The organism is Hymenobacter segetis, assembly GCF_054776495.1.
Genome location: NZ_BAAHBV010000002.1, coordinates 1,240,768 through 1,261,950, shown reverse-complemented (window position 1 = coordinate 1,261,950; position 21,183 = coordinate 1,240,768). Strand labels below are relative to the sequence as shown.

Below are 21,183 nucleotides of genomic sequence, written 5' to 3'. Positions count from 1 at the left end.
CACCGCCACCCTACCCCGTGGCCGGCCGCCCATTCTACCCAACCATTTAACCCAGGCGGGCGCAGTCCCGCCCCCCGCGCCTTCATGATTAAACCGCTCACCTCGCTCCGGTTTTTGTTTGCCCTCATGGTGTTTTGCAGCCACCTGCAGTTCGTGGATGGCAACGAATACCCCACTTTCAAGGATGTCACGGGCGAAGGCTTTATCGGCGTCAGCTTCTTCTTTATTCTGAGCGGGTTCATCCTGTCGCTGAACTACGACGACAAATTGCTGGACCGACGGGTAACCTTCCGCGAGTTCTGGGTGGCCCGCATTGCCCGCGTGTATCCCCTGCACCTCGTGACGCTGCTGCTGGCCGTGGGCCTGGTCATCGACTGGGCCCCGGGCTGGAGCGAATTCTTCGTGGACCCGGCCGCTTCCACCGTCATGTTTCTGAGCAACGCCACGCTCATCCACGCCTTCATTCCCGTCAACGACTACTTTTTCTCCTACAATTCCCCTTCCTGGAGCATCTCCGATGAGATGTTCTTCTACTTCGCGTTCCCGTTCATCATAACCCTGTTTGTGCGCAACAAGGCGCTGCTGCGCTACGGCTGGCTCCTGTTTCTAGCCGTGCCGGTGGTGATGAACCTTTCCCACGACGACGGTTACCACCGCTTCATGTACATCAATCCCTTCTTCCGGATTGTTGATTTTGTGGTGGGCATTACGCTGCACCAGGTCTACAAGCGCGGCTACCTCCGGGGCTTGTATAAGTCGAAGCTCGGGGCCACGCTCATGGAGCTGCTGGCGTTTGGCGTGTTCGGCGTGGCGGTCTACTTCCGGGGCGAGGTGGCGATGGGGTACCGGTATTCGGCCTACTACTGGCTGCCCATGGTGCTGATAATTTTCTCGTTTGCGCACCAGAACGGTTACTTATCGGCGGTGTTTTCGACCCGCATCTGGGTCTGGCTGGGCGAAATCAGCTTCAGCTTCTACCTCATTCACCAGCTGATAATCCGGTACCTGCTCACGCTCAATGACCGGCACGCCCTCGGGGCCAGCAACTGGGTGCTGGGCATTACGATGTTCGTGCTGTCGCTGGGCCTGAGCTACCTGCTGCACCGGTTTGTGGAGCTGCCCGGCAACCGCTACATCAAGGCCCGGTACAAGCAGAGCCGTTTCGCGCCGGGCGCGCCGCTGAGCGTGCCAGCCGTAGCCGCCGTGCCGGTTGTGGCTGCCGTGCCGGTAGCAGAAGCCATCCCGGTGCCGTAATTTGGCCCCATGATGAAAATCGTCCCCTCGTCCGAACCCCTCGTGCTGCTCGAATGCCTCGTGGCCGGCACCTCGCACCGCCCCAACCTGGAGAAGTACGAGCCCAAGCTGAAGGTCGGCCAGGCCCTGCACCTGAGCCGCGAAGCCGACAACCACTACGACGACTGGGCCGTGCAAGTGCACACCGCTCCCGCCACCGACCCCGCCAACGTCTGGCTTGGCTACCTGCCCGAGGGCCGCAACGAAACCGTGGCCCGGCTCCTCGATGCCGGCAAGCACCTCTCCGCCCGCCTCAACCACAAATCCTGGGAAACCGACTGGCTGCACTTGGATATCGAAGTGCTGCTGCACGAGTAGGAGCTTTTTGAGAACAGAAAAGGCCGTCATGCTGAGCGAAGTCGAAGCATCTCTACCGCAATAGTAAATAATTACTGCTGCGGTAGAGATGCTTCGACTTCGCTCAGCATGACGTTCTTTGTGTAAAGCTGTTTTTTCTACTCCCCACGGAGCTTTTTTGCGCCCCCAACCGTTACTCATCCGCTTAGCAAGCGCCGACCAATCATTTTAGCAATATCATTATGCGCGAAGCCTATCTCTCCGGCGGCACCGACGGATTCGATGCCACCGACAAGGACATCGACAAAGCCCTCCGTCCGCTCAGTTTCGACGATTTCACGGGCCAGGACAAGATTCTGGAAAACCTGAAAGTCTTCGTGGCAGCCGCCAAGATGCGGGGCGATGCCCTCGACCACGTCCTGCTGCACGGTCCTCCCGGCCTGGGCAAAACCACGCTCTCGCACATTATTGCCAACGAGTTGGGCTCGGGCATCAAGATGACCAGCGGTCCGGTACTGGATAAGCCCAGCGACCTCGCCGGCCTGCTCACCAACTTGGAGCCGCACGATGTGCTGTTCATCGACGAAATCCACCGCCTCAACCCCGTGGTGGAGGAATACCTCTACTCGGCGATGGAGGACTACCGCATCGACATCATGCTCGATTCGGGCCCGAATGCCCGCTCGGTGCAGATTTCGCTGTCGCCCTTCACGCTCGTGGGCGCTACCACGCGCTCGGGGATGCTCACGGCGCCGCTGCGCGCCCGTTTCGGCATCTCGGCCCGGTTGGAATACTATGATTCCAAGCTGCTGACCACGATTGTGCTGCGCTCGGCCGAAATCCTGGGCACGCCCATCCACGAGGATGCGGCCTACGAAATTGCCCGCCGCTCGCGCGGTACGCCCCGCATTGCCAACAACCTGCTGCGCCGCACCCGCGACTTTGCCCAAATCAAAGGCGACGGCACCATCACGGTCGAAATCGCCCAGTTCGCCCTCAATGCCCTCGACGTAGACGCCCGCGGCCTTGATGACATGGACAAGCGCATCCTTACCACCATCATCGACAAGTTCAAGGGCGGCCCGGTGGGCATCAGCACCATCGCCACCGCCTGCGGCGAGGAAGGCGAAACCATCGAAGAAGTGTACGAGCCGTTCCTGATTCAGGAAGGCTACATCAAGCGCACCTCGCGTGGCCGCGAGGCCACGGAAGCCGCGTACCAGCACCTGGGCCGGTTATTGCCGCAGAATATGCGTGGCAACTCGGGCAGCTTGTTCGATGAGATAACGTCGTAGAAATGTAGCGCGGACTTTGTAGTCCGCGTGTGCTTCGCACATACACGGACTACAAAGTCCGCGCTACAACCCCACGGAACGCGCCGCCCCCAGCGGCGCGTTTCCTGTTTCTTTGCAGCTCAGTTACTCCGTTGCCCATGCTTCCCCAGTCCCAATGGGCCCCCTTCATCAAGCGCCGCGCCGCCGAGCTCGGCTTCATGGCCTGTGGCATTTCCAAGGCGGAATTCCTGGAAGAAGAAGCCCCGCGCCTCGAAACCTGGCTCACGCGCCGCATGAACGGCAAGATGGGCTACATGGAAAACCACTTCGACAAGCGCCTCGACCCGCGCCTGCTGGTGGACGGCGCGAAATCGGTGATTTCGCTGCTCCTCAACTATTACCCCGCCCCCGAAACCCAGCAGCCCGACGACACCCTCAAAATCAGCAAATACGCCTACGGCCGCGACTACCACTTCGTCATCAAAGACAAGCTGAAAACGCTGCTGGCTGATATGGAAGCCGAAATAGGAGCCATCAGCGGGCGCTGCTTCGTCGATTCCGCACCGGTGCTGGACAAGGCCTGGGCTAAGAAATCCGGCCTCGGCTGGGTGGGTAAGAATTCCAACCTCATCACGCCCGGCAACGGCTCGTTTTACTTCATCGCCGAGCTGATTGTGGACGTGGAGCTGCCCGCCGACGGCCCCATCCGCGACTACTGCGGCACCTGCACCAAGTGCGTGGACGCCTGTCCCACCCAGGCCATCACCGAGCCCTACGTAGTGGACGGCAGCAAGTGCATCAGTTACTTCACCATCGAACTCAAGGACCAGATTCCGACCGAAGTATCCGGCCAGTTCGGCAACTGGGTCTTCGGCTGCGACATATGCCAGGACGTGTGCCCCTGGAACCGCTTCTCGAAGCCGCATAACGAGCCGCAGTTCAACCCCGCGCCCGGCCTCAAGGACCTGACGCCCGGCGACTGGCGCGAAATCACCCACGAATTATTTACGGAGCTGTTCCGTCAGTCGGCCGTGAAGCGCACGGGGTACGAAGGGCTGAAACGCAACATCAGGTTTGTGGCCGAGTAGCGCCGGCCCACGCGAGGGCTGCCTTATGCCAGGCCGATTTCCGGCGTGGTGCTGGCAAATACCCGTTTCAGTACCCGGCGGTAGAGGCGGGCAAACTGCCGGTAGCACCAAGTGCGGAAATCGGGCAGCTCGACGGGCTTAATCATCTTCAGTGCTTTACGCAATTCTTTCTCGAACAGGGCTTTGTTGAAGCTGACCTTGGTCAGAATCATTTTCATGTAATCTAGCATAGAGCAGGGAAAAAGGATGGTGAAATAGTAAGCGCGAAAAACAGCAAGTTTAATAGTTTGGCTTAGCTGTTGGATATTAAAGATACTATATATACTTAAGATTTTCACAATCCATAAGGCTTCCGAAGGGGAGCATTAGCTGGCCGAATACGCAAAAAGAGCAGCCAGGGCCACTCTTTTTGGATGAAAAGCCAAAATTTTATAACTGCGATTACACGAACAAATTCAGGGCGGTCTGGGCTACTGCGCTGCTTACCGGCTCATCGAAGGATTCGGCCAGGGCCGGGTCGTGAATGGCCGTGTTGCTACTGATGAGCAGGAAGGAGGCGAACGGTACCGGCACGCCCGGCGTCACGTACTGCACGCCGTTTTCCTCGCCGCCAGTGGCGGCTGCGGTCAGGGCCTGCGCGGCAGTAGGGCGCACAATAGCGGCATCTTCCTCGCTGGGCCAGTTTTGCACCACTGCCCCCCGGCCCTTACGTAGCCCGCGGATGTGGGCCGAATGCTGGGCCTCAACGGCGTGAATGCGCAGGGCGGCCCGGAACAGCTGCGGGTCGTTGATGTTAACGGTCTGGGTCTGGTAGAGGCGCACGCTCAGGTCTTCCAGCTGCTGGGCCACGGCTAGGAAGGCATCGTAGTTCGTGAGCACGTTGGGAAACAGCTCCGGGTTGGCGGCCACGTTGTGCTTGCCGCTGAAATCGAACTGAGGCAGGGCGGGCACAAGGGCTCCAGCATCCTGAAGGGCTTTGAGGAGCAGGGCGGCGTGCTGGGTCTGGTGGGCCAGCAGGCGCTGGAAGTCGGCGGTTTGGGCTACCGGGATGAGGCCGGCCGCGGCCAGGGCCTGGGTGTAGAGTGCTACCTGCGTGCGCTCGAGCTGGAGCAGCTGCGTCACGGCATCAAATGAGGTATCGGCCGGGGCGGCGGCGGCGGGCAGGGCGACACCCAGCGGCAGGGCCGCCACGGCAGCCCGGCCCAGCTGGGCCAGCAGGGCGCGGCGGGGGGCCGGCGCGGCAATAGCGGGCGTGGCCGCCAGCTGGTCAAGAATGGAAATCAGCTTCATACAGGAACAGCCAGGCTGGCCACGGAAATAACGTAAGGGGCGAAGTAGGGGGCCAGGGCCGTTATCACTTCGGTAGGGGTTTTGGTGAGCAGCTGGCCGTTGCTGCCCACCACGTCGCTGTTGGCAAACGAGCCGGGCGTGAGCATGTCGCGCACGGCCGCGGCCTGGCGGGCCTGCACCGACGACATCTTGAGCAGGATGGTGCGCTGCGGCGCGCTGCTGCTCGTGAACAAAGGCAGCAGCACCGGATAAGCGGCGGCCACGAGGTCGGCAATCTGCTGAGACGCGGCCAGCACGCCGGCGCGGGTGGTTAGCGTGAACTTGCTGAGGCTGAACGCGAAATCGGTGGGAGCCAGCTGGGTAGCGCCCGTCGGGTCGATGAGGTAGGCGATGGTTTTCTGGTGCACCACCTCATGGTCGCGCAGGTCGGCGAAAACGGCCCGCTCGGTGGTGGTCAGGTCCGTGGGCGGGGCATCTACTACTTTCTGGTAGAGCGTTACCTGGGCCAGGGCCATCAGGTAGGCGTAGTACAGCAGGCCCGAGTCGCCGGCCGGCAGGGCCAGCTGGTAGGGGTCGGCGGCAGTGGGCGTGGTGGTAGTACCCGAGCAGCCGGCCGCAATCAGGGCCACTGAGGCGGCCGAAGCGGCCGAAACCCGTAAAAACACGCGTCGCCCCAGCGACTGCTCCCGCCAGGCGGGTAAAAAGGTGTGGTCAGACATTCGTAAAGTATTCAAGCCAGCCCGCTAACCCGAGAAGCCGGGCCCCAGCCATTACAAAGGTACTCGCTACCCATCCATTGGTTGCAAAGCCCTAAAAAACAAAGCCGGTCCTGCGCGGGGGCAGAACCGGCTCGCGGCCGAAAGAGTGCCGCTCATACCTTGTCATTCCGACGCAGGAGGAATCTGGATAAAACCGTTGGACTGCTTTTCTCAGATTCCTCCTGCGTCGGAATGACCAAGCTACGCCAGCAGCCCCCCGGCGCGGGAAGAGTCCAGTACCTCGGCAGCCTGCAGGGGCTCGTCGAAGGCGGCAGCGGCATCGTCGGGCAGATACGTGGTGGCCCCGATGCCCGCCGTGATGAGCACGGCGGCGTTTTTGCCGGCAGCCCCCTGCTGCTGGTTGCTTTCCGGCGGGCTGGGCTGGGCCGGGTTATAGGCCGGAATGCCGTAGGTGGTGCCCCCAAGGGCAACGACGGTCTTCGTGCTGCTGGCCACGCCGCTGGTGTAGGCTGCTTTGTATAGCGGGTCGGTGGCCAGGTCGTCGCCGAGGCTCACCCAAGGCTGCTGGGCGCGCATGGTGCGAATATGCGCCGCGTGGCGGGCTTCGATGGAGTGAATCTGGAGCACCGGCGTGAGCAAATCGGTGCCAATCAGCTCGGCGGCGCGGCCCTTGTAGGCGCGCACGCCGGTATCTTCCAGCACCTGGGCGTATTTCAGCTGGTCGGCGTAGGTGGCGGGTAGCAGGTTGGGGTTGAAGCGGATGCCGGTTGTGTTCGAGCCCGCGACCGGTGTGCCCCCCATCTTAATGATGGCATCGTGCAGGTAGGTTACGTGCGCGTCCTCGTGGGTTTTGATGAGGGTGATGGCGTCGCGGGCCGCACCGGCCGGAATCTGGCCGGCGGCGAGAAACTGGCGGTAAAAGTCGGCTTCGAGCAGCTCCAGCGTGAGGGCGTAGTTGAGAATATCGGTGGGCACCGAAGCCGTGCCGGCGTAGGCTTTCTGGAACAAAGCCCCCAGAAAGAGGGGCGAGGTGGCCAGGGCTGCGCGCTGGGCCACGGTGCCCAGCGAGTTGAACACGGCGCGGCGCGAGCTGAAACGGTCCAGTACGTCGGGGTCAGCTTCCGCCAGCAGGTCGATGATGTTGAAAAAATTCATGGCAAAAAAGAAGTCGGAAGAAGAAGGTTACTGGCCGATGGTGCTGCCGTTGAGCGTTTGCTCCACGAAAGTCTGGGCGATGGCAAGCACGGCGGTCGGGGCCAGCTGGCGGTCGAAGCCGAGCACGTCGGTGCCCTCGTTGGTGGCGAAGGAGCCGGGCGTAATCAGGTCGCGCACGTAGGCCGCGTGCCGCGCCTCAACCGACACAATCTGGCCCGCGATGCCCAGGTACACCGCACTTTTGAACAGCTTGGCCGCGCCATTGTAGGCGGCCACGCCCAGGTCCTCGAAGGCCTTGGCGGCATCGAGAATGCCCAGCTTGGTATCGGTGGTGGCCTTCACGCGCTTGGTGAAGTCGATGCTGTCGAACTTCGGCGTAAGGTCGGGGATGAGGGTGCCGCTGAAGTCGCGGTTGATGGCCGTGCGCAGGAAGTCGCGGTGAATGGCTTCGTGGATGGCCACTTTGGCGAAGTACGGAATTTCGGCGGGCAGCAGGGGCGAGGTGGTGAGAGCTACCACTTTGGCGTAGAAAGCGGCTTCGAGCTGCTCCAGGGCGTAGGCGTAGTTGAGCAAGCTGGCATCGCCGGTGCCGAAGCTCACGGCGCTGGTGGCGGCGGTGTCGGGCGTGGTTTCGTCCTTCGAGCAGCCGGCCAGGGCCAGCGCCGTGACCCCAGCCGTAGCGCCGGCATACATAAAGAAGGACCGGCGCTTGATGCGTGCCAGCAGGGGCTGCCCCGGCTGCGGGCTTTGAGAGTCGGTGGGCCGAAGCGTATCGGACATAAATAACGAGTGTTTGATGAGCAAAAGAAGGGGCAACTACGAAAGCCGGCGGCCCGGGCCGGGCCAGTGCGAAACCCGCGACCAGCTCACTACCCCCGAATACCGAAGCGGATTCCACAGGAAGATGCCGATACAAAGCTAACTCGTTGCAAAGCCCGGAAACGAAACCCCGGCCCCGGCGGGCATTATAAACAGCAAAGCCGGCCCCGCGTGTGCGGAACCGGCTTTGCAACAACCCCATTGCGGGGCCAAACGGAATTACTTCTTGAACACCGAAGCCAGCGTGGTAACGGTAGCCGAATCCAGGGGCTCATCGAATGCCTCGGAAGCCTGGGCGGCCGTGACGTTGGGCGTGGAGTTGGTGATAATGGGGACCATGGCCTGAGTGGTGAGGTCTTCGCCGGCGTAGTAGCCCGACGTTTTCGTCGGGTCCGGGCCGCCGCCGTCGGTGCCTGAAATCCAGCTCTTGGGCGAGGCGCTGAGGCTGGGCGTGCCGGCTATGCCACCGGCCAGGGCGCGGCGCATGGTGCGGATGTGCGAGGCGTGACGAGCTTCGACTGAGTGAATGTTCAGGGCTGCGGTCAGAATGTCCGGGCTCACTTTCAGGGCCGGGGCACCGCCTTTGTAGGCGCGCACGCCGGTGTCTTCCAGCGTTTGGGCTACTGCCAGAAAAGTGGCGTAGTCGGTGAATACGGTGGGGAATACTGGGGCCTGTGCCCCACCCTTGGCACCGGTGAAGTCGAATGGAGCCGCGCCCATGTCGGCCGGGGCTACTGTTGGACCGCCCAGCGCCGTGCGCAGGAAGTTCTTATGAGCCGCCTCGTGGCCCTGAATGGTGGTAATGGCCTTCAGGCCGTCGACACTAAGCGCGTTTTTGATAGCCGTAGCGGCCAATGCCTGGGTGTAGAACTGGTACTCCAGGTCCTCAAGGCCCAGAGCAAATTCTAACACGCCCTTAACGGCAGCAGGCAAGGTGCTGGTCTGGCCGTAGGCTTTGCTGAACAGGGCCGACAGGGCCAGCGGAGCAGTAGCCAGGGTAAGTTTCTGACCGATGCCGCGCAGGGAGTTGAACACTGCCCGGCGGGAATCGAGGCGGTCGTACACTTCCGGGTCAACCTTCTCGATTTCTTCGATGATTTGGAAAAAATTCATGATGCGATATTTTAGAAAGAAAGAAAAAGAGGAAGGCCGTTAGACCAGTTTCGTAGCACTGATTTTCGAACCGTCTTTCAGGTAAGCATTCACGGCCGTGGCCACATCCTGCGGCTTGGCCGATTTCTCCAGGCCATCGGCGGTGAGGTCATCGGCGAAAGTGCCGTTCGAAATCAGGTCGCGGATAAGCGCCGCGTGCCGGGCTTCTACCGAAACAATTTTTCCCGCCAGCGTCAAATAGGCATCAGTGGTGATGTAGCGGGCGGCCCCGTTGTAGGCCGAAACGCCGGTGTCCTCGAACAGCTTGGCCGCGCCCAGTACCGATGTTTTGTCGCCGAAGTTGATTTTAGAAAAATCAGGCTCCAGTGCCTTGATTATTTGCGTAGGAGCGGCGCCAGTCAGGGCCGTCTTGAAGAAATCAGCGTGGATTTTCTCGTGGGCGGCAATGTCCGAGAAAATGTTTTTTATATCTGTTGTCGCACTAGCGTAGTAAGCGCCGGCCAGCACTTGCGCATAGAAAGCCGATTCCAGCTGTTCTAGGGCGTATGCGTAGTTGAGCACGCCCACATCGCCAGCGCCCACGTCAATCAGGTTGGCGGAGGGAGTGGTGTTGTCGCTGTCTTTCGAGCAACCAGCCAGCACGAGGGCCGTGGCCCCGGCCGTAGCACCGGCATACATGAAGAACGAACGGCGTTTGATGGGAGTGTACAGCGGCTGGGCGAACGAAGTATCGTCGGCACCGCGGGGCTGGAGGTTATCAGACATGAGAGTGAAGTAGTTAGGTGGAAATTGAAACCTGCGGAGAAGGCAATGCAATTCCGGACAGCGCCAGAAGCCTGTCAGTAAGTGGAAAACCGCAACCGTATAGGTGGTGTGTGAGCAGATACGGCATTAACTGGGGATAGGGATTGATTATGCCCTAATTTTTTGTTATAACCCCGGCCGAGGGCAGGGAAATGCTGAAGTATGGTTTTCGCTGGAATGACTGAATCCAGCGTTTTGAGCTACTTTTAGCGGGTGATAATGCGCTAGTGACTATGGGAGGACTTTTTTGGGTATTGGGGCTGCTGCCGGGGCTATTGCAGGCCGGTCCGGGCCAGGCGCCGCCGGTTGCCCCGCCCAAGCCCGCTCAGGCCGCGCCGGCCGCTCAGCCCAAGCCCCCGGCCACGCTGGCGGCCGATGTAGAACTGCTGCCCGGGCCGGCCTCGCTGCCCGTCACGGGCATATTCACGCTGGCTTTCCGGCTGCGCGGCGGCGCACTGGACAAGTATTCGGAATTTCCGGAGCTGGAAGGCTTCAAGAAAACCGGCAAAACCAGCACCACCACCACGCGCATCGTGCAGGGCCGGCGCTTTTCCGACCTCACCATTACCCAGCGCTACGTGCCCTACGGCGAGGGCGAAATCGTTATCAAGCCCTTCCAACTCACGGTGAACGGGGTGCTGCTGCGCAGCAAGGCCGCCACCGTTCGGGTTGGGCCGGCTGCCCCGCCCAATCCTAGCGCCATCACCAAACCAGTGAACCCCACCGCGCCGCTGCAAGCCGTGGGCGACCTCGACAAGATGTTTGGCAAGCCCAAGCCCGTGCTGTATGAGGAGCGGGCCGACCACGCCTTCCTGGCCGTGGTGGCCGACCGGCCGCGCGTGTTTGTGGGCGAGGGCGTGCGCGTGGGGCTGTATTTCTACCTCAAGCCCGAAGACCAGGCCCTGTTGGCCTTCCACGATTTCACCGACCAGCTGCCGCCGCTGCTGCACGAGCTGCACCAGCCCACCGCCTGGCAGGAGCCCGGCCCCGAACCCAGCGTGACGCCCGACACCGTGCGCCACCTCGGCCAGAAATACCTACGCTTCCGGCTGGCCGAAAACCTCTACTATCCCCTCACAGCCCAGCCCCTGCGCTTCCCGCCCCTGGCCCTGACGATGGTGAAGTTCAAGACGCTGAAAAAGCCCGAGCCCGGCCAGGACAACCGCCTGGCTGGCTACAAAACCTATACTGCGCCCGGCCTGGCAGTAGCGGTGCAACCGCTGCCGACGGCCGCGCCCGGTGGCCCGGTGGCGGTGGGCCGCTTCGAGATGCAGGAGGCCATCAGCCGTACCAAGTTTCGGGTGGGTGAGTCGTTCACCTACTCGTTTGGCGTGGCGGGGCAGGGCAACCTGGCGGCGGTGCTGGCCCCGACGGTGGCGGCGTGGCCCGGCTTGGATGTGTACGGCTCCGACATGCGCGAGGAGCCCGCGCCGGGTGGCGGGCGCAAGGTGTTTCGGTATCGGATGGTGGTCCGGCGGCCCGGCGTGCTGCCCTTGGATAGCTTGTTGAAATTGGTGGTATTCAACCCCGCTACTGGCCGCTACGACGTGTTGCGGCCCGGCCTGCGGCCGCTGGTGCAGGGCGTGGTGGCAGCCGTGGAACCCCTGGCCCGGCCCGAGGATGACCCCTTCTACGGTCCGGCGCTGGCCGGGGCCGACACCACCATGCAGGCGCTGGACGTGTACCGCGACGTGCGCCGCTACGCCGACTGGCTGCTCATCGCGCTGGCGGGCGTAGCCGGCTTCGGTTGGTGGCGGGCCGGGCGGCGGGCGTAGTTTTGCGGGGACTTGTGGCTGGCCACCTGTCATCCTGAGTACCAAAACCAAGCACCATAAAATGTCCAATACTTTCGGCTCCCTCTTTCGCATCACCACGTTTGGCGAGTCGCACGGGGCGGGCATCGGCGTGATTATCGACGGCTGCCCGGCGGGCGTGGCCGTGGATGCCGCCCACATTCAGGCTGCTCTCGACCGGCGGCGGCCCGGCCAGAGTGACCTCACCACGCCGCGCAAGGAGGCTGATACCGTACACATTCAGTCGGGCCTGTTCGAGGGCGTGACCACCGGCACGCCCATCAGCCTGTTCATCCCCAACGCCGACCAACGCTCCGACGACTACTCGCACATCGCGCATGCCTACCGCGCCAGCCACGCCGACTATACCTACGACGCCAAGTACGGCCGCCGCGATTACCGCGGCGGCGGCCGCAGCTCGGCCCGCGAAACGGCCGCCCGCGTGGCGGCCGGTGCCGTGGCGGCAAAACTGCTGGCCCATTTCGGCATTGAAACGTTAGCCTACGTATCGGCTGTGGGCGAGGTAGAAGTGCCCGTGGGCTACGAATTGCTCGATTTGAGCCTCATCGACAGCAACCTGGTACGGTGCCCGCACCCCGAAACCGCTGCCCTCATGGAAGCTCGCATCCGGGCCGCGCAGGCCGCGCACGACACCGTGGGCGGCGTGATTACGGGGGTCGCACGCCACGTACCCGCCGGGCTGGGCGAGCCGGTGTTTGATAAGCTACCGGCCTTGCTGGGCCACGCCATGCTTAGTATTAATGCAGTGAAGGGCTTCGAGTTTGGCTCCGGCTTTGAAGGGACGAAATTGCCCGGCTCGCTGCACAACGACGAATTTTACACCGATGCTGTGGGAGCCGTGCGCACCCGCACCAACCACAGCGGCGGCAGCCAGGGCGGCATTTCCAATGGCCAGGATATTTATTTCCGCGTCGCGTTCAAGCCCGTGGCCACGCTGCTCCAGCCCCAGCAAACCATCAACGACCAGGGCGAGGCTATCACGCTGGTGGGCCGGGGCCGCCACGATGCCTGCGTGCTGCCCCGCGCCGTGCCCATCGTGGAAGCCATGACCCAGCTGGTGCTGGCCGATTTGCTGTTGCGCGCCCGCGCCAACCGGGTATAACTGAAATGATGTAGGTACATTTGCAACCTCTGCGGCCCCGTCGCGGTTGTACCTTTGCAGCTGCCGCCCCGGCGGCGCTTCCCCCTGATTTTAAGCCCCGAAACTATGTCTGCTGTTTCCATTTATGCCGAAGCTTCTCCCAACCCGGAGAGCATGAAGTTCGTCCTCAACCAAAACCTGCTGGTGGACGGCGTGAGCGTGGATTACCCCAACCTCGAAGCCGCCGCCAACTCGCCGCTGGCGCAGGAGCTGTTCGGGTTCGACTACGTGGGCCGCGTGTTCATCGCCCAGAACTTCGTCACCGTCACCAAATCCCAGCCCGAATTGGCCTGGACCCAGCTCATCCCCGAGCTGCGTCAGTTCCTGAAAAGCTACGTGGAAGCCGGCGGCCCCATTTTCCTAGTGGACCCCGCCGCTGAGCAGAAGGCCGCCCAGGCTGCCACCGCCGGCGACCCCACCCAGCAGGAAGGCCAGATTGCCCAGAAAGTCATCGACCTGCTCGATAACTACGTGCGCCCCGCCGTGGAGCAAGACGGTGGCAACATCACCTTCAAAAGCTACCACGAAGGCATCGTGACCGTGAACCTGCAGGGTTCGTGCTCCGGTTGCCCCTCGGCCACGGTTACCCTGAAATCTGGCATCGAGAACCTGCTCAAGCGCATGGTGCCCGAAGTGCAAAGCGTAGTAGCTGAAGGTATTACGGTTTAATTAATCTGTCATTGCGAGGAGGCACGACGAAGCAATCCGTCCTGTCAAAACCAGAAATGCCTTTTATCAGAAAGCCCCGATACTTCGCAGTATTGGGGCTTTCTGCTGTTGAAAAAAGAGCCTTGTCACATCTAAAGGCTTGTCGCTGAGAGAGGACGGATTGCCACGGGCTACGCCCTCGCAATGACAGTTACTGCCCTCATTTCAACTGCGATTTGACCGTGAAATTCCTTACCACCGTGAAGCCGAAGTAGATGTCGCCGTTGAAGAAGTCGCCGCTGGTTTGGGGAACGAAGAACTTCTCTGTCATGCCTTGGGCGTTGGTGACGTGCAGCTGGAAGACGTGGCCGCCGGTTTCAATGTCGAACCCTGCGCCGAGGGCGTTGCGGAAATTATCCGCCGCGTAGCCGGGTAACACGTAGAAATAATCGGCGGTGAGGGCGATGCGCTTGGTGAGTTTCTGGCGCAGGCCCCCGCCGATGGAATACACGTCGTTCTGCATGCCGGCCAGGGGCACGTAGTTGCGGTGGATGAGCGTGGGCATGAGCTGCAACGACAGGCCCGAACTAACCTTGCGGGCAATGAGCACCTGGTAGGTATAGTCAAGGCGCGAGGCTGTGGTGCGCTCCGTAGGCAAGGTGCCGAATTTAAGCGTGGTGATGGCCGCCGACCCAAACAGCGTGACCGATACCGGCATGGGCCGCGCCCCGCTGGTTTGCCGCAAAGCCCGGTATTTCAGGAAGCCATCGAAGGTTTTTTCGATGTTGCTGCGGCCGATGCCCACGGCCAGCCGGTTGGTCAGGCCGTACTCAAAGCTCAGGCGCAGCACGGCTTGGTCGAGGCCGAAGAAGTTATACGCCCCGCTATTCAGCGTGCCGAAGCGGTGCTGAATAAGGAAGGCCAGCGTGCCCTGGCCCGGCGTTTCGACCGACTGCGAGTTGATGATGTGCGTGCCCTTGAACGTGGCGGCCACCACCTCGCGCTTGGTCGAGTCGGCGGTTTGTCTTTCGAGGTCCTGCAGCAGGTCGGTTTGGGCGCGGGCGGGGCTGGCCAGCGCCAGCAACCCAGCCAGCAGCAGGCCGAGAAAACCACGGGAGGGGTAAAGATTTTGAGTCATAATGAAAGCGGGAAAGAAAGCGACGAACGGAATGACGGCCGACTAGTGGGGCGCGGTAGTGGCACCCACAGCACCTGCCACGGGGTCGCAGGATAGGGCCACGCGCACGGTCACGACCTTGGCAATGTTGTTGCGCACCAGCAACGGAATCTCGATGTTATAGTCGGCTGACGCAACCGGAAAGGTAGCAAAAGCCAGTAATTGGCCGCTTTTCAGCTCCACGCTGGCGGGCACCGTTATGCGGTGCGTCACGCCGTGCACGGTCAGGTCGCCCTCCACCTGCACGTTGTGCGGGCCGGCGGTGGCCAGCGTAGCGGCATCAAACCCCACAAAATGCCCCGTGAAGGTGGCCTTCGGGAATTTGTCTGACTCCATGTAGTTCTCGTTGAAGTGCTCCTGCATGAGGGTGCGCTTGAACACGAAGCTTTTGATGGGCACGGAAAAGGCTAGCTGGCCCGTCCCGAAATCGAGGATGGCCGCCGTTTGCTGGCTTTTGGCTTCGATGTCCTCAATCGGGGTGGCCGAAAAGAACGACACACGCCCCGTTTTGGTCATGTACTTGCTCTGCGCCTGTGCGCCCGCGAGCGCAGAGAACAACAGGCAGACCGATAGCAGAAAAAAGGAGCGTTTCATAGCAAAGAGGGGAGGAAGTGGGGTTACTGGGGTTTGCCCTTGGCGTACCAGGCTTCGATGCGGGCAATGTCGCAGTCTGATATTTTGCTGCCGTCTTTGGGCATGAAATCGTAGCCGATGCTGTGCTTGATGGAGCCCAGCAGGCTGGCCTGCGGGTAGCTGCTGATGGTGGCGTAGCTGCTGAAATCATTGCCGCCGCCCAGCGTGGTGTACACCGTCGAGCCGTGGCAGCGGCGGCAGTTGGCATCGAAAATGGGAGAAATGACCCCGGTGTAGGTGATGGTTTCGGTGGATATATCGCACGCCGGAGCCGGGTCGCCGTGCGAGTAAGTGCAGCCGGCCGCCAGGCCCAGCAGCGTCGTGGCCACGCCTACCAGGGCCGGCCGCAGCCAGGCAGAAAAAGAACGAACGTCGAACATAGAAAGTGTCGAATATGTGATGGAAAATGAAATGGAAGGAGCGGCCGGAAAGGCGCACTGGCCGGAGCACGGGCAGTGCGTGGCGCTTAGAAGCCGTATTTGACCCCTAAAAATACTCCGGCGCTAGTGAGCCGGATTTTGCCGGTGCCCACGCCGGCCAGGGGGAGCTTCAGGTAGGGCTCGGCTTGCAGGCTCCAGCGGGAGCTGAGGGCGCGCTCGTAGCCGGCCGATAAATTCAGGATGCTGAAGTAGTGCTGGTTCTGGTTGGTGGCCGAGCCGGTCCAGTAGCTTGGTACGCCGGTGGCGGGGTTGGGATATTCGTAGGAATAGGCTTCGTGCTGCATGAAAAACGAGGAGAGGCCCGCGCTGCCAAAGACCCGGTACCGGGGCCGGACTATGAGGTCGTAGCGCAGGTTCAGCGGCACATCGAACACGGTGCAGGACCCTTCCACGTCGGTAAAATCGCGCTGGTACACGCGGGCCGTGTTGGCCCCGAAGTCATAGTCCTCGCGCCGGGCCGTGTACTGCTTGGTGGAGCGCAGCAGGCCGGTATTCACGCGCACGCGGCTGCTGAGGCGGTATTCCAGCACCAGTCCCACGTTGGGCATGGGCTTCTCGATGCTGGCGAATTTCACCGTGCTCACATCGGGCGCTCCTACCAGCGCCACGTAGAAGCGCGGCTCGCGGGCGGGTTTGGGTAGTTCGGGCTGGGGCGGCGTTTCGGCCAGTGCCACAGTGGCCAGGGGCGTGGGCAGCGGAACGGGCTTAGCCGCCGGAGACACTACCGGGCGCAGGCCGAGCGGGGCAAAACCAGTTGCAACAACATTGGCCTCATCAGCATCAGCGCTACGGGGGGAGGTGCTGGCTGCATCAGCCGGAGCATCGGTAGCTGCCGGAGTAACAATAGCATTTGCCGCGTGGGTACGCAGGGAGTGAGCAGTAGCCGGTTTGTGGGCTTCTACCGCCACCGGGTAGCTCGCCCTTGCAGCAGCAGTATGCCGGCGGCTGGCATTCGAATTCAGGGGGGGGCTGGCTTCCGAATGGGTTTTAGCAACACTCCCAGCTGGTGCGGTCGTAGCCTTGGGCTGTCCGGCCGTTGTCAGGCGCTCGCGGGACAGGTGTGCAGATTTGCGCGGTCGGGTAGCTACCACAAACCCATTCGCGGCGCTTTGCTGGCGGGCCGGGGCTTCCGCATTCGTTCTGCTGGCTCGGCTACGCTCGGTAAGCGCCGTAGTAGGCGTTACCGCAAGCGGGTGGGCTTTGGCAATGGGAGCAGCTGTCGGCGCTACGGCAACGGCCGAGACAGTAGAAGAAGCGGTTGGTGAAGCGGCTGAGGAGGTATGGAGTGTGCGGGAATCGGCAGTCGAAGCAGAGGTTTCCGGGGTTGGGGATAACGCAGGGTTCGGAGAGGCAATCGGTGACTTTTTAATTGAAGTTGAAGCCACCGGATGGATTGTTTCTTTGGCCAGATGCCCGGCCACCGGAGCGCTGGCAGCCGACTGGGCCGCCGGCTGCCCAGCGAGTGCCGTGGCATTTGGGGCGGTTGGGACCATCGCCGCCGGCCGGAGCAAAAGCCAGCCCAGCCCAATCACTAATACCACGGCCACTTCGGCCACAAAAAACTGCCACAACCGCCGCCGGACGGCGCGCTCAATCACCGCCTTGTCCAGCTGGCTTTCCAAGCGCAGCCAGGCATCCAGCGGGAACGGGGTCGGCTCCGGCTCCGGCGGGTTTAGCCGTTGGAACGCGTTATCTATATCGTTATCAGACCACATATCGAATTGCTGAGGAAGTAGTAACCTGGGCCAGCATGGCCCGCAAATGGGCACGGGCTTTAAATAAATTAGACTTGGAAGTGCCCACGGAAATATGGAGCTGCTCAGCAATCTCCTCGTGGCCGAAACCATCAATCACGTTCAGGTTGAACACCGCCCGGTAGGCGGGCGGCAGGCGCTGCACAAGGGTCAGCAGCTCGTCGTAGCTCAGCGTATCGAGGGGCGTCGGGCCTTGGTCGGCCTGGTTCAGGGTCGCGTCGTCGAGCTCCTGCTGGTGCTGGTGGCGCTCGTTGGCGCGGTAGTGGTCGATGGCGGTGTGAATCATGATGCGCTTGAGCCAGCCCCGGAACGAGCCCAGCACGTCATCGGGGTGGCGGGTGGCATCGAAGCGGTACAAGTCGCGGAATACTTTCAGAAAGCCGTCGTTGGCTGCCTCCAGGGCCTGGTCGCGGTCGCGGGCGTAGCGCAGGCAAATGCCCATCGCAAAGCCATGAAACTGGCCATAGAGCCGGCGCTGGGCCACCCGTTCCTGGCGCACGCAGGCAGCCAGCAGCTCGGGCAGCGGCAGCGGGGCAGAATAGGGTGGCGAAATGTGCAGCATCGACGGCGGGTGGCAGGCTTCTACTGACCACTCGGAAGGTAAGCAAATTCGGTTGCTTCGATACAAAAAAAGCCCGGCACAGGGCCGGGCTTCTTCAGAATGACTCAGGGCGTTTTGCGTCCTGATAAGGGGATTCGTTACACGTTAGCCGTGCTCAGCTTGGGTGCGTCGCCGGGCAGGCCGGTCACGTCCTCGCCAGCGGCTTTGCGCTCACGCTCCTCTTTCTTGCCGTAGGTGTCGAGGATAATCGGGGTGGCGATGAACAGCGACGAGTACGTGCCGAAAATCACGCCGATAATCATGGCGAAAGAGAACGAGCGGAGGGTTTCGCCACCGAACACATACATCACGAACACCACCAGGAACACCGTGGTGAACGTAATCATAGTGCGCGAGAAGGTCGAGTTCAGAGCCGGGTTCACCACCTGGGCGAAGGTCAGCTTGGGGTTTTCGCGCAGGTACTCGCGGATACGGTCGTAGATAACCACCGTGTCGTTCATCGAGAAGCCGATAACCGTGAGCAGCGCGGCCACAAAAATCTGGTCCATCTCGTAGTTCAGGCCGAAGAGGCGGGCAATCGGGAAGGCGGCAATCACGAGCAGGGCATCGTGGAACAGCGCGACCACGGCAGCCATCGAGTACTGCCACCGCTCGAAGCGGAACAATACATATACGAAGATACCCAGCAGCGTGAGGCCCAGCGAGAGCACCGAGGTGCGCTTGATGTCGTCGGCGATGGTGGCACCTACTTTCGAAGTCGACTTGATAACCGGCGCGTCGGCGCTATAGGCTTGCAGGCCCTGGTTCAGGGCGGCTACTACTTTGGCGTCGGCCACGGGGCTTTCATCCTCGGCGAGGTAGCCGGTGGTGATGCGCAGGCGGTCAGGAGCGCCGTACTGCTTCACTTCGAGGCCGGCATCCTGGAAGGCGGGGCGGATTTTATCGGCCACGTCAGAAGCTACCATCGTTTTGTTGAAGTCAACCACGTAGGCGCGGCCACCTTTGAAGTCCACACCCAGGTTCGGGCCGCCCTGCACGTACATCAGCACGAAGCCGATGATGATGAACACGGCCGAGAACGTATAGGCAATTTTGCGCTTGCCCACGATGTCGAAGTTCAGGTTCTTGAACAGGTTGCGCGAAATCGCGGTGCTGAAGGTCATCGGGTGGTTCTCATTGCCCTTCACCATCCACTCGATGATGAGGCGCGACACGAACACGGCCGACAGGAACGAGGTGAGTACACCGATACCGAGGGTAACCGCGAAGCTCTGCACCGGACCCGTACCGAAGAAGCCGAGAATCACGGCAATCAGCATGGTCGTCACGTTCGAGTCAAAGATGGCCGAGAAGGCGCGCGAGTAGCCTTTGTTGATGGCATCGGTCAGGCCGAGGCCGTGGTCCAGTTCTTCCCGGATTCGTTCGAAAATCAGTACGTTGGCATCTACCGAGGTGCCCATTACCAGAATCAGACCGGCGATGCCGGGCAGCGTGAGGGCCGTGCCAAACTGGGCCAGTACGCCCAGAATCAGGAAGATGTTGAAGAGCAGGGCAATGTCGGCCACGATACCGGCGCGGCCATAGTAGAAGGCCATGAACAGCATGATAATCACCACGCCGGCCAGCGACGAGTACAGGCCCTGGTTGATGGCTTCCTTGCCGAGCGACGGACCTACTACGGCCTCTTCCACGATGCGCGTGGGAGCGGGCAGCTTGCCGGCTTTCAACTGGTTAGCCAAGTCCTGGGTGTCTTCCACCGCAAAGCTGCCGGTGATGCTGGTGCCACCGCCCGAAATCTCGCTCTGCACCACGGGGGCCGAGCACACGTAGTTATCGAGCACCATGGCCACCTGCTTGCCAATGTTGGCGGCGGTCATTTTCTGCCACTTGCGAGCGCCCGAGGGCGTCATGCTCATCAGCACTTCGGGCTGGCCGTTCTGGCCGAGGTCGGCGCGGGCATCGCTTACTACTTCGCCGCCCAGGGGAGGCACGCCGTCGCGGGTTTTGCGCACCGGAATCAGCTCCAGGTACTCCTGCTTGTCGATGGTAGTGGGTTTCAGGCTCCAGAGCAGGGCCAGGGTGGGGGGCAGGGTGGCTTTGGCTTCGGCCGAACTCAGGATTTTGTTCATCGCCGAGGTGTCGCGCAGGTTCACGCCCAGGCGGCCGGGCATGGTGAAGAGCTTGGCGAGGGCGCCGCCCTTGTTGGCAGCCGAAGAGTCAGCGGCCGATTTGCCGTCTTTGCCTTTCTTGGCAAGCTGGGCAGCCAGCGAAGTTGAGTCGCCAGCGGCGGCGGTAGCGGTAGTGTCGGTGGTAGTAGCGGCAGCGGGGCCGGCTTTCGCAACGGCATCCTTGGCTTGCAGCTGCTTGTCGAGGGCCACCAGGTAGGGGCCGATTTCGTTCTGGTTCCATACTTCCCAGAACTCCAGTTTGGCCTGGCCTTGCAGCAGTTTGCGCACACGGTCGGGGTTGTCCACGCCAGGCAGCTCGATTTGCAGACGGCCGGTGCCTTTCACGCGCTGGATGCTGGGCTGGTTCACGCCGAACTTATCGACGCGGGTGCGCAGAATGTTGAACGAGCGGTCAATGGCTTCCTCCACTTCCTTGTCAATCGCGCCAATCACCTTCTCGTTCGAAGAGTTGATATCGATGTTGCGGCTCTTGTTCGTCGTGTTGGCGAAGATGCTAGCCAGCGGCTTGCCGGCGGCGTTCTGCTGCCAGGCCTGGGCAAAAAGGGCCGTGAACGGCGTGCCCGAGTTGGTTTTCTGAGCTTCCTGCGCATCGGCCAGCGACTTGTTGAAAGCCGGGTCTTTGCTGTTGCCGCTCATGGCGCGCACGATTTCCACCGGCGAAACTTCCAGCGTCACGTGCATGCCGCCTTTCAAGTCAAGGCCGAGGCCGAGCTCGCTCTGGCGCACCTCGCGGTAGGTGAAGGGGCCGAATACCGGTGCGCGCCACACCGAATCAAGGTAGTGCTGGCGCTGGCCTTCGTCGAGTTTGCCGTTTTTGGTGGCGTAGGCCACGGCCTTCTGCTGCACCCCACGCGAGACGTAGGTGAAGAAGAGGAAGTACGCGCACAACGCCGTGACGACGAGGGTGAGCGCGATGATTAATCCTTTGTTACGCATTATTAAAAGTGTTGAATGTTAGATATTGAGGGTTGAA

The 21,183-nt window shown here is 61.6% G+C and carries 20 protein-coding genes; 7 read left to right on the top strand and 13 right to left on the bottom strand.

Annotated features, from left to right (window positions below):
* Positions 1-84 precede the first annotated feature (84 nt).
* The 4 genes from ACYU70_RS15745 to queG all read left to right on the top strand — a co-directional run bounded on the left by ACYU70_RS15745 (position 85) and on the right by queG (position 3,952).
* Entirely contained in the window at positions 85-1,254 is a 1,170-nt protein-coding gene (locus ACYU70_RS15745; RefSeq protein WP_342295246.1) for an acyltransferase family protein, read from the top strand.
* Between the two features lie 9 nt (positions 1,255-1,263).
* A complete protein-coding gene (locus ACYU70_RS15740; protein WP_342295247.1) occupies positions 1,264-1,611 on the top strand; it encodes an HIRAN domain-containing protein in 348 nt (115 codons plus the stop codon).
* Between the two features lie 221 nt (positions 1,612-1,832).
* The gene (gene ruvB, locus ACYU70_RS15735) at positions 1,833-2,885 is read left to right on the top strand and encodes a Holliday junction branch migration DNA helicase RuvB (RefSeq protein WP_342295248.1); all 1,053 of its coding nucleotides are present in this window, start codon (positions 1,833-1,835) and stop codon (positions 2,883-2,885) included.
* Between the two features lie 137 nt (positions 2,886-3,022).
* A complete protein-coding gene (gene queG, locus ACYU70_RS15730; protein ID WP_342295249.1) occupies positions 3,023-3,952 on the top strand; it encodes a tRNA epoxyqueuosine(34) reductase QueG in 930 nt (309 codons plus the stop codon).
* 23 nt (positions 3,953-3,975) lie between these two features.
* Here the strand turns inward: queG and ACYU70_RS15725 are convergent, their stop codons facing one another.
* The 7 genes from ACYU70_RS15725 to ACYU70_RS15695 all read right to left on the bottom strand — a co-directional run bounded on the left by ACYU70_RS15725 (position 3,976) and on the right by ACYU70_RS15695 (position 9,813).
* On the bottom strand, positions 3,976-4,182 hold the full coding sequence (locus tag ACYU70_RS15725) for a hypothetical protein (protein WP_342295250.1): 207 nt from the start codon (positions 4,180-4,182) through the stop codon (positions 3,976-3,978).
* 211 nt (positions 4,183-4,393) lie between these two features.
* Positions 4,394-5,242 carry a ferritin-like domain-containing protein gene (locus ACYU70_RS15720; protein ID WP_342295251.1) on the bottom strand — a complete coding sequence of 283 codons (849 nt, stop codon included), beginning with the start codon at positions 5,240-5,242 and terminating at the stop codon, positions 4,394-4,396.
* Complete coding sequence (locus ACYU70_RS15715) at positions 5,239-5,961, bottom strand: ferritin-like domain-containing protein (protein ID WP_342295252.1); 723 nt, start codon at positions 5,959-5,961, stop codon at positions 5,239-5,241. Before ACYU70_RS15715 ends, ACYU70_RS15720 begins: the two co-directional genes overlap by 4 nt.
* Positions 5,962-6,201: 240 nt before the next feature.
* Positions 6,202-7,116, bottom strand: coding sequence for a ferritin-like domain-containing protein (locus ACYU70_RS15710; protein ID WP_342295253.1), 915 nt, complete (start codon positions 7,114-7,116; stop codon positions 6,202-6,204).
* Positions 7,117-7,143: 27 nt separating this feature from the next.
* A complete protein-coding gene (locus ACYU70_RS15705) occupies positions 7,144-7,896 on the bottom strand; it encodes a ferritin-like domain-containing protein (protein WP_342295254.1) in 753 nt (250 codons plus the stop codon).
* A 258-nt stretch (positions 7,897-8,154) separates the two neighbouring features.
* Complete coding sequence (locus ACYU70_RS15700) at positions 8,155-9,048, bottom strand: ferritin-like domain-containing protein (protein WP_342295256.1); 894 nt, start codon at positions 9,046-9,048, stop codon at positions 8,155-8,157.
* A gap of 39 nt (positions 9,049-9,087) precedes the next feature.
* Entirely contained in the window at positions 9,088-9,813 is a 726-nt protein-coding gene (locus tag ACYU70_RS15695; RefSeq protein ID WP_342295258.1) for a ferritin-like domain-containing protein, read from the bottom strand.
* A 272-nt stretch (positions 9,814-10,085) separates the two neighbouring features.
* On the opposite strand from ACYU70_RS15695, the gene ACYU70_RS15690 reads away from it, so the two are divergent.
* The 3 genes from ACYU70_RS15690 (at position 10,086) to ACYU70_RS15680 (ending at position 13,476) form a co-directional block, all read left to right on the top strand.
* On the top strand, positions 10,086-11,627 hold the full coding sequence (locus tag ACYU70_RS15690) for a BatD family protein (protein ID WP_342295259.1): 1,542 nt from the start codon (positions 10,086-10,088) through the stop codon (positions 11,625-11,627).
* Between the two features lie 61 nt (positions 11,628-11,688).
* Entirely contained in the window at positions 11,689-12,768 is a 1,080-nt protein-coding gene (aroC, locus tag ACYU70_RS15685; RefSeq protein ID WP_342295261.1) for a chorismate synthase, read from the top strand.
* 105 nt (positions 12,769-12,873) lie between these two features.
* Complete coding sequence (locus ACYU70_RS15680; RefSeq protein WP_198069922.1) at positions 12,874-13,476, top strand: NifU family protein; 603 nt, start codon at positions 12,874-12,876, stop codon at positions 13,474-13,476.
* A 199-nt stretch (positions 13,477-13,675) separates the two neighbouring features.
* On the opposite strand, the gene ACYU70_RS15675 is transcribed toward ACYU70_RS15680, so the two are convergent.
* From ACYU70_RS15675 to secDF, 6 genes are all read right to left on the bottom strand, one after another.
* Entirely contained in the window at positions 13,676-14,593 is a 918-nt protein-coding gene (locus ACYU70_RS15675; protein WP_342295262.1) for a DUF5777 family beta-barrel protein, read from the bottom strand.
* Between the two features lie 42 nt (positions 14,594-14,635).
* A complete protein-coding gene (locus ACYU70_RS15670; RefSeq protein ID WP_342295264.1) occupies positions 14,636-15,226 on the bottom strand; it encodes a YceI family protein in 591 nt (196 codons plus the stop codon).
* 23 nt (positions 15,227-15,249) lie between these two features.
* Complete coding sequence (locus ACYU70_RS15665; protein ID WP_342295266.1) at positions 15,250-15,645, bottom strand: c-type cytochrome; 396 nt, start codon at positions 15,643-15,645, stop codon at positions 15,250-15,252.
* Between the two features lie 86 nt (positions 15,646-15,731).
* Complete coding sequence (locus ACYU70_RS15660; RefSeq protein WP_342295268.1) at positions 15,732-16,613, bottom strand: porin family protein; 882 nt, start codon at positions 16,611-16,613, stop codon at positions 15,732-15,734.
* A gap of 796 nt (positions 16,614-17,409) precedes the next feature.
* Positions 17,410-18,021 carry an RNA polymerase sigma factor gene (locus ACYU70_RS15655; protein WP_342295270.1) on the bottom strand — a complete coding sequence of 204 codons (612 nt, stop codon included), beginning with the start codon at positions 18,019-18,021 and terminating at the stop codon, positions 17,410-17,412.
* Between the two features lie 137 nt (positions 18,022-18,158).
* Positions 18,159-21,146, bottom strand: coding sequence for a protein translocase subunit SecDF (secDF, locus tag ACYU70_RS15650; RefSeq protein ID WP_342295272.1), 2,988 nt, complete (start codon positions 21,144-21,146; stop codon positions 18,159-18,161).
* Positions 21,147-21,183 lie beyond the last annotated feature (37 nt).

Coding starts and splice junctions, on each gene's coding strand:
- ACYU70_RS15745 (WP_342295246.1), top strand. CDS start 85: ATGATTAAACCGCTCACCTCGCTCCGGTTTTTGTTTGCCCTCATGGTG.
- ACYU70_RS15740 (WP_342295247.1), top strand. CDS start 1,264: ATGATGAAAATCGTCCCCTCGTCCGAACCCCTCGTGCTGCTCGAATGC.
- ruvB (WP_342295248.1), top strand. CDS start 1,833: ATGCGCGAAGCCTATCTCTCCGGCGGCACCGACGGATTCGATGCCACC.
- queG (WP_342295249.1), top strand. CDS start 3,023: ATGCTTCCCCAGTCCCAATGGGCCCCCTTCATCAAGCGCCGCGCCGCC.
- ACYU70_RS15725 (WP_342295250.1), bottom strand. CDS start 4,182: ATGCTAGATTACATGAAAATGATTCTGACCAAGGTCAGCTTCAACAAA.
- ACYU70_RS15720 (WP_342295251.1), bottom strand. CDS start 5,242: ATGAAGCTGATTTCCATTCTTGACCAGCTGGCGGCCACGCCCGCTATT.
- ACYU70_RS15715 (WP_342295252.1), bottom strand. CDS start 5,961: ATGTCTGACCACACCTTTTTACCCGCCTGGCGGGAGCAGTCGCTGGGG.
- ACYU70_RS15710 (WP_342295253.1), bottom strand. CDS start 7,116: ATGAATTTTTTCAACATCATCGACCTGCTGGCGGAAGCTGACCCCGAC.
- ACYU70_RS15705 (WP_342295254.1), bottom strand. CDS start 7,896: ATGTCCGATACGCTTCGGCCCACCGACTCTCAAAGCCCGCAGCCGGGG.
- ACYU70_RS15700 (WP_342295256.1), bottom strand. CDS start 9,048: ATGAATTTTTTCCAAATCATCGAAGAAATCGAGAAGGTTGACCCGGAA.
- ACYU70_RS15695 (WP_342295258.1), bottom strand. CDS start 9,813: ATGTCTGATAACCTCCAGCCCCGCGGTGCCGACGATACTTCGTTCGCC.
- ACYU70_RS15690 (WP_342295259.1), top strand. CDS start 10,086: ATGGGAGGACTTTTTTGGGTATTGGGGCTGCTGCCGGGGCTATTGCAG.
- aroC (WP_342295261.1), top strand. CDS start 11,689: ATGTCCAATACTTTCGGCTCCCTCTTTCGCATCACCACGTTTGGCGAG.
- ACYU70_RS15680 (WP_198069922.1), top strand. CDS start 12,874: ATGTCTGCTGTTTCCATTTATGCCGAAGCTTCTCCCAACCCGGAGAGC.
- ACYU70_RS15675 (WP_342295262.1), bottom strand. CDS start 14,593: ATGACTCAAAATCTTTACCCCTCCCGTGGTTTTCTCGGCCTGCTGCTG.
- ACYU70_RS15670 (WP_342295264.1), bottom strand. CDS start 15,226: ATGAAACGCTCCTTTTTTCTGCTATCGGTCTGCCTGTTGTTCTCTGCG.
- ACYU70_RS15665 (WP_342295266.1), bottom strand. CDS start 15,645: ATGTTCGACGTTCGTTCTTTTTCTGCCTGGCTGCGGCCGGCCCTGGTA.
- ACYU70_RS15655 (WP_342295270.1), bottom strand. CDS start 18,021: ATGCTGCACATTTCGCCACCCTATTCTGCCCCGCTGCCGCTGCCCGAG.
- secDF (WP_342295272.1), bottom strand. CDS start 21,146: ATGCGTAACAAAGGATTAATCATCGCGCTCACCCTCGTCGTCACGGCG.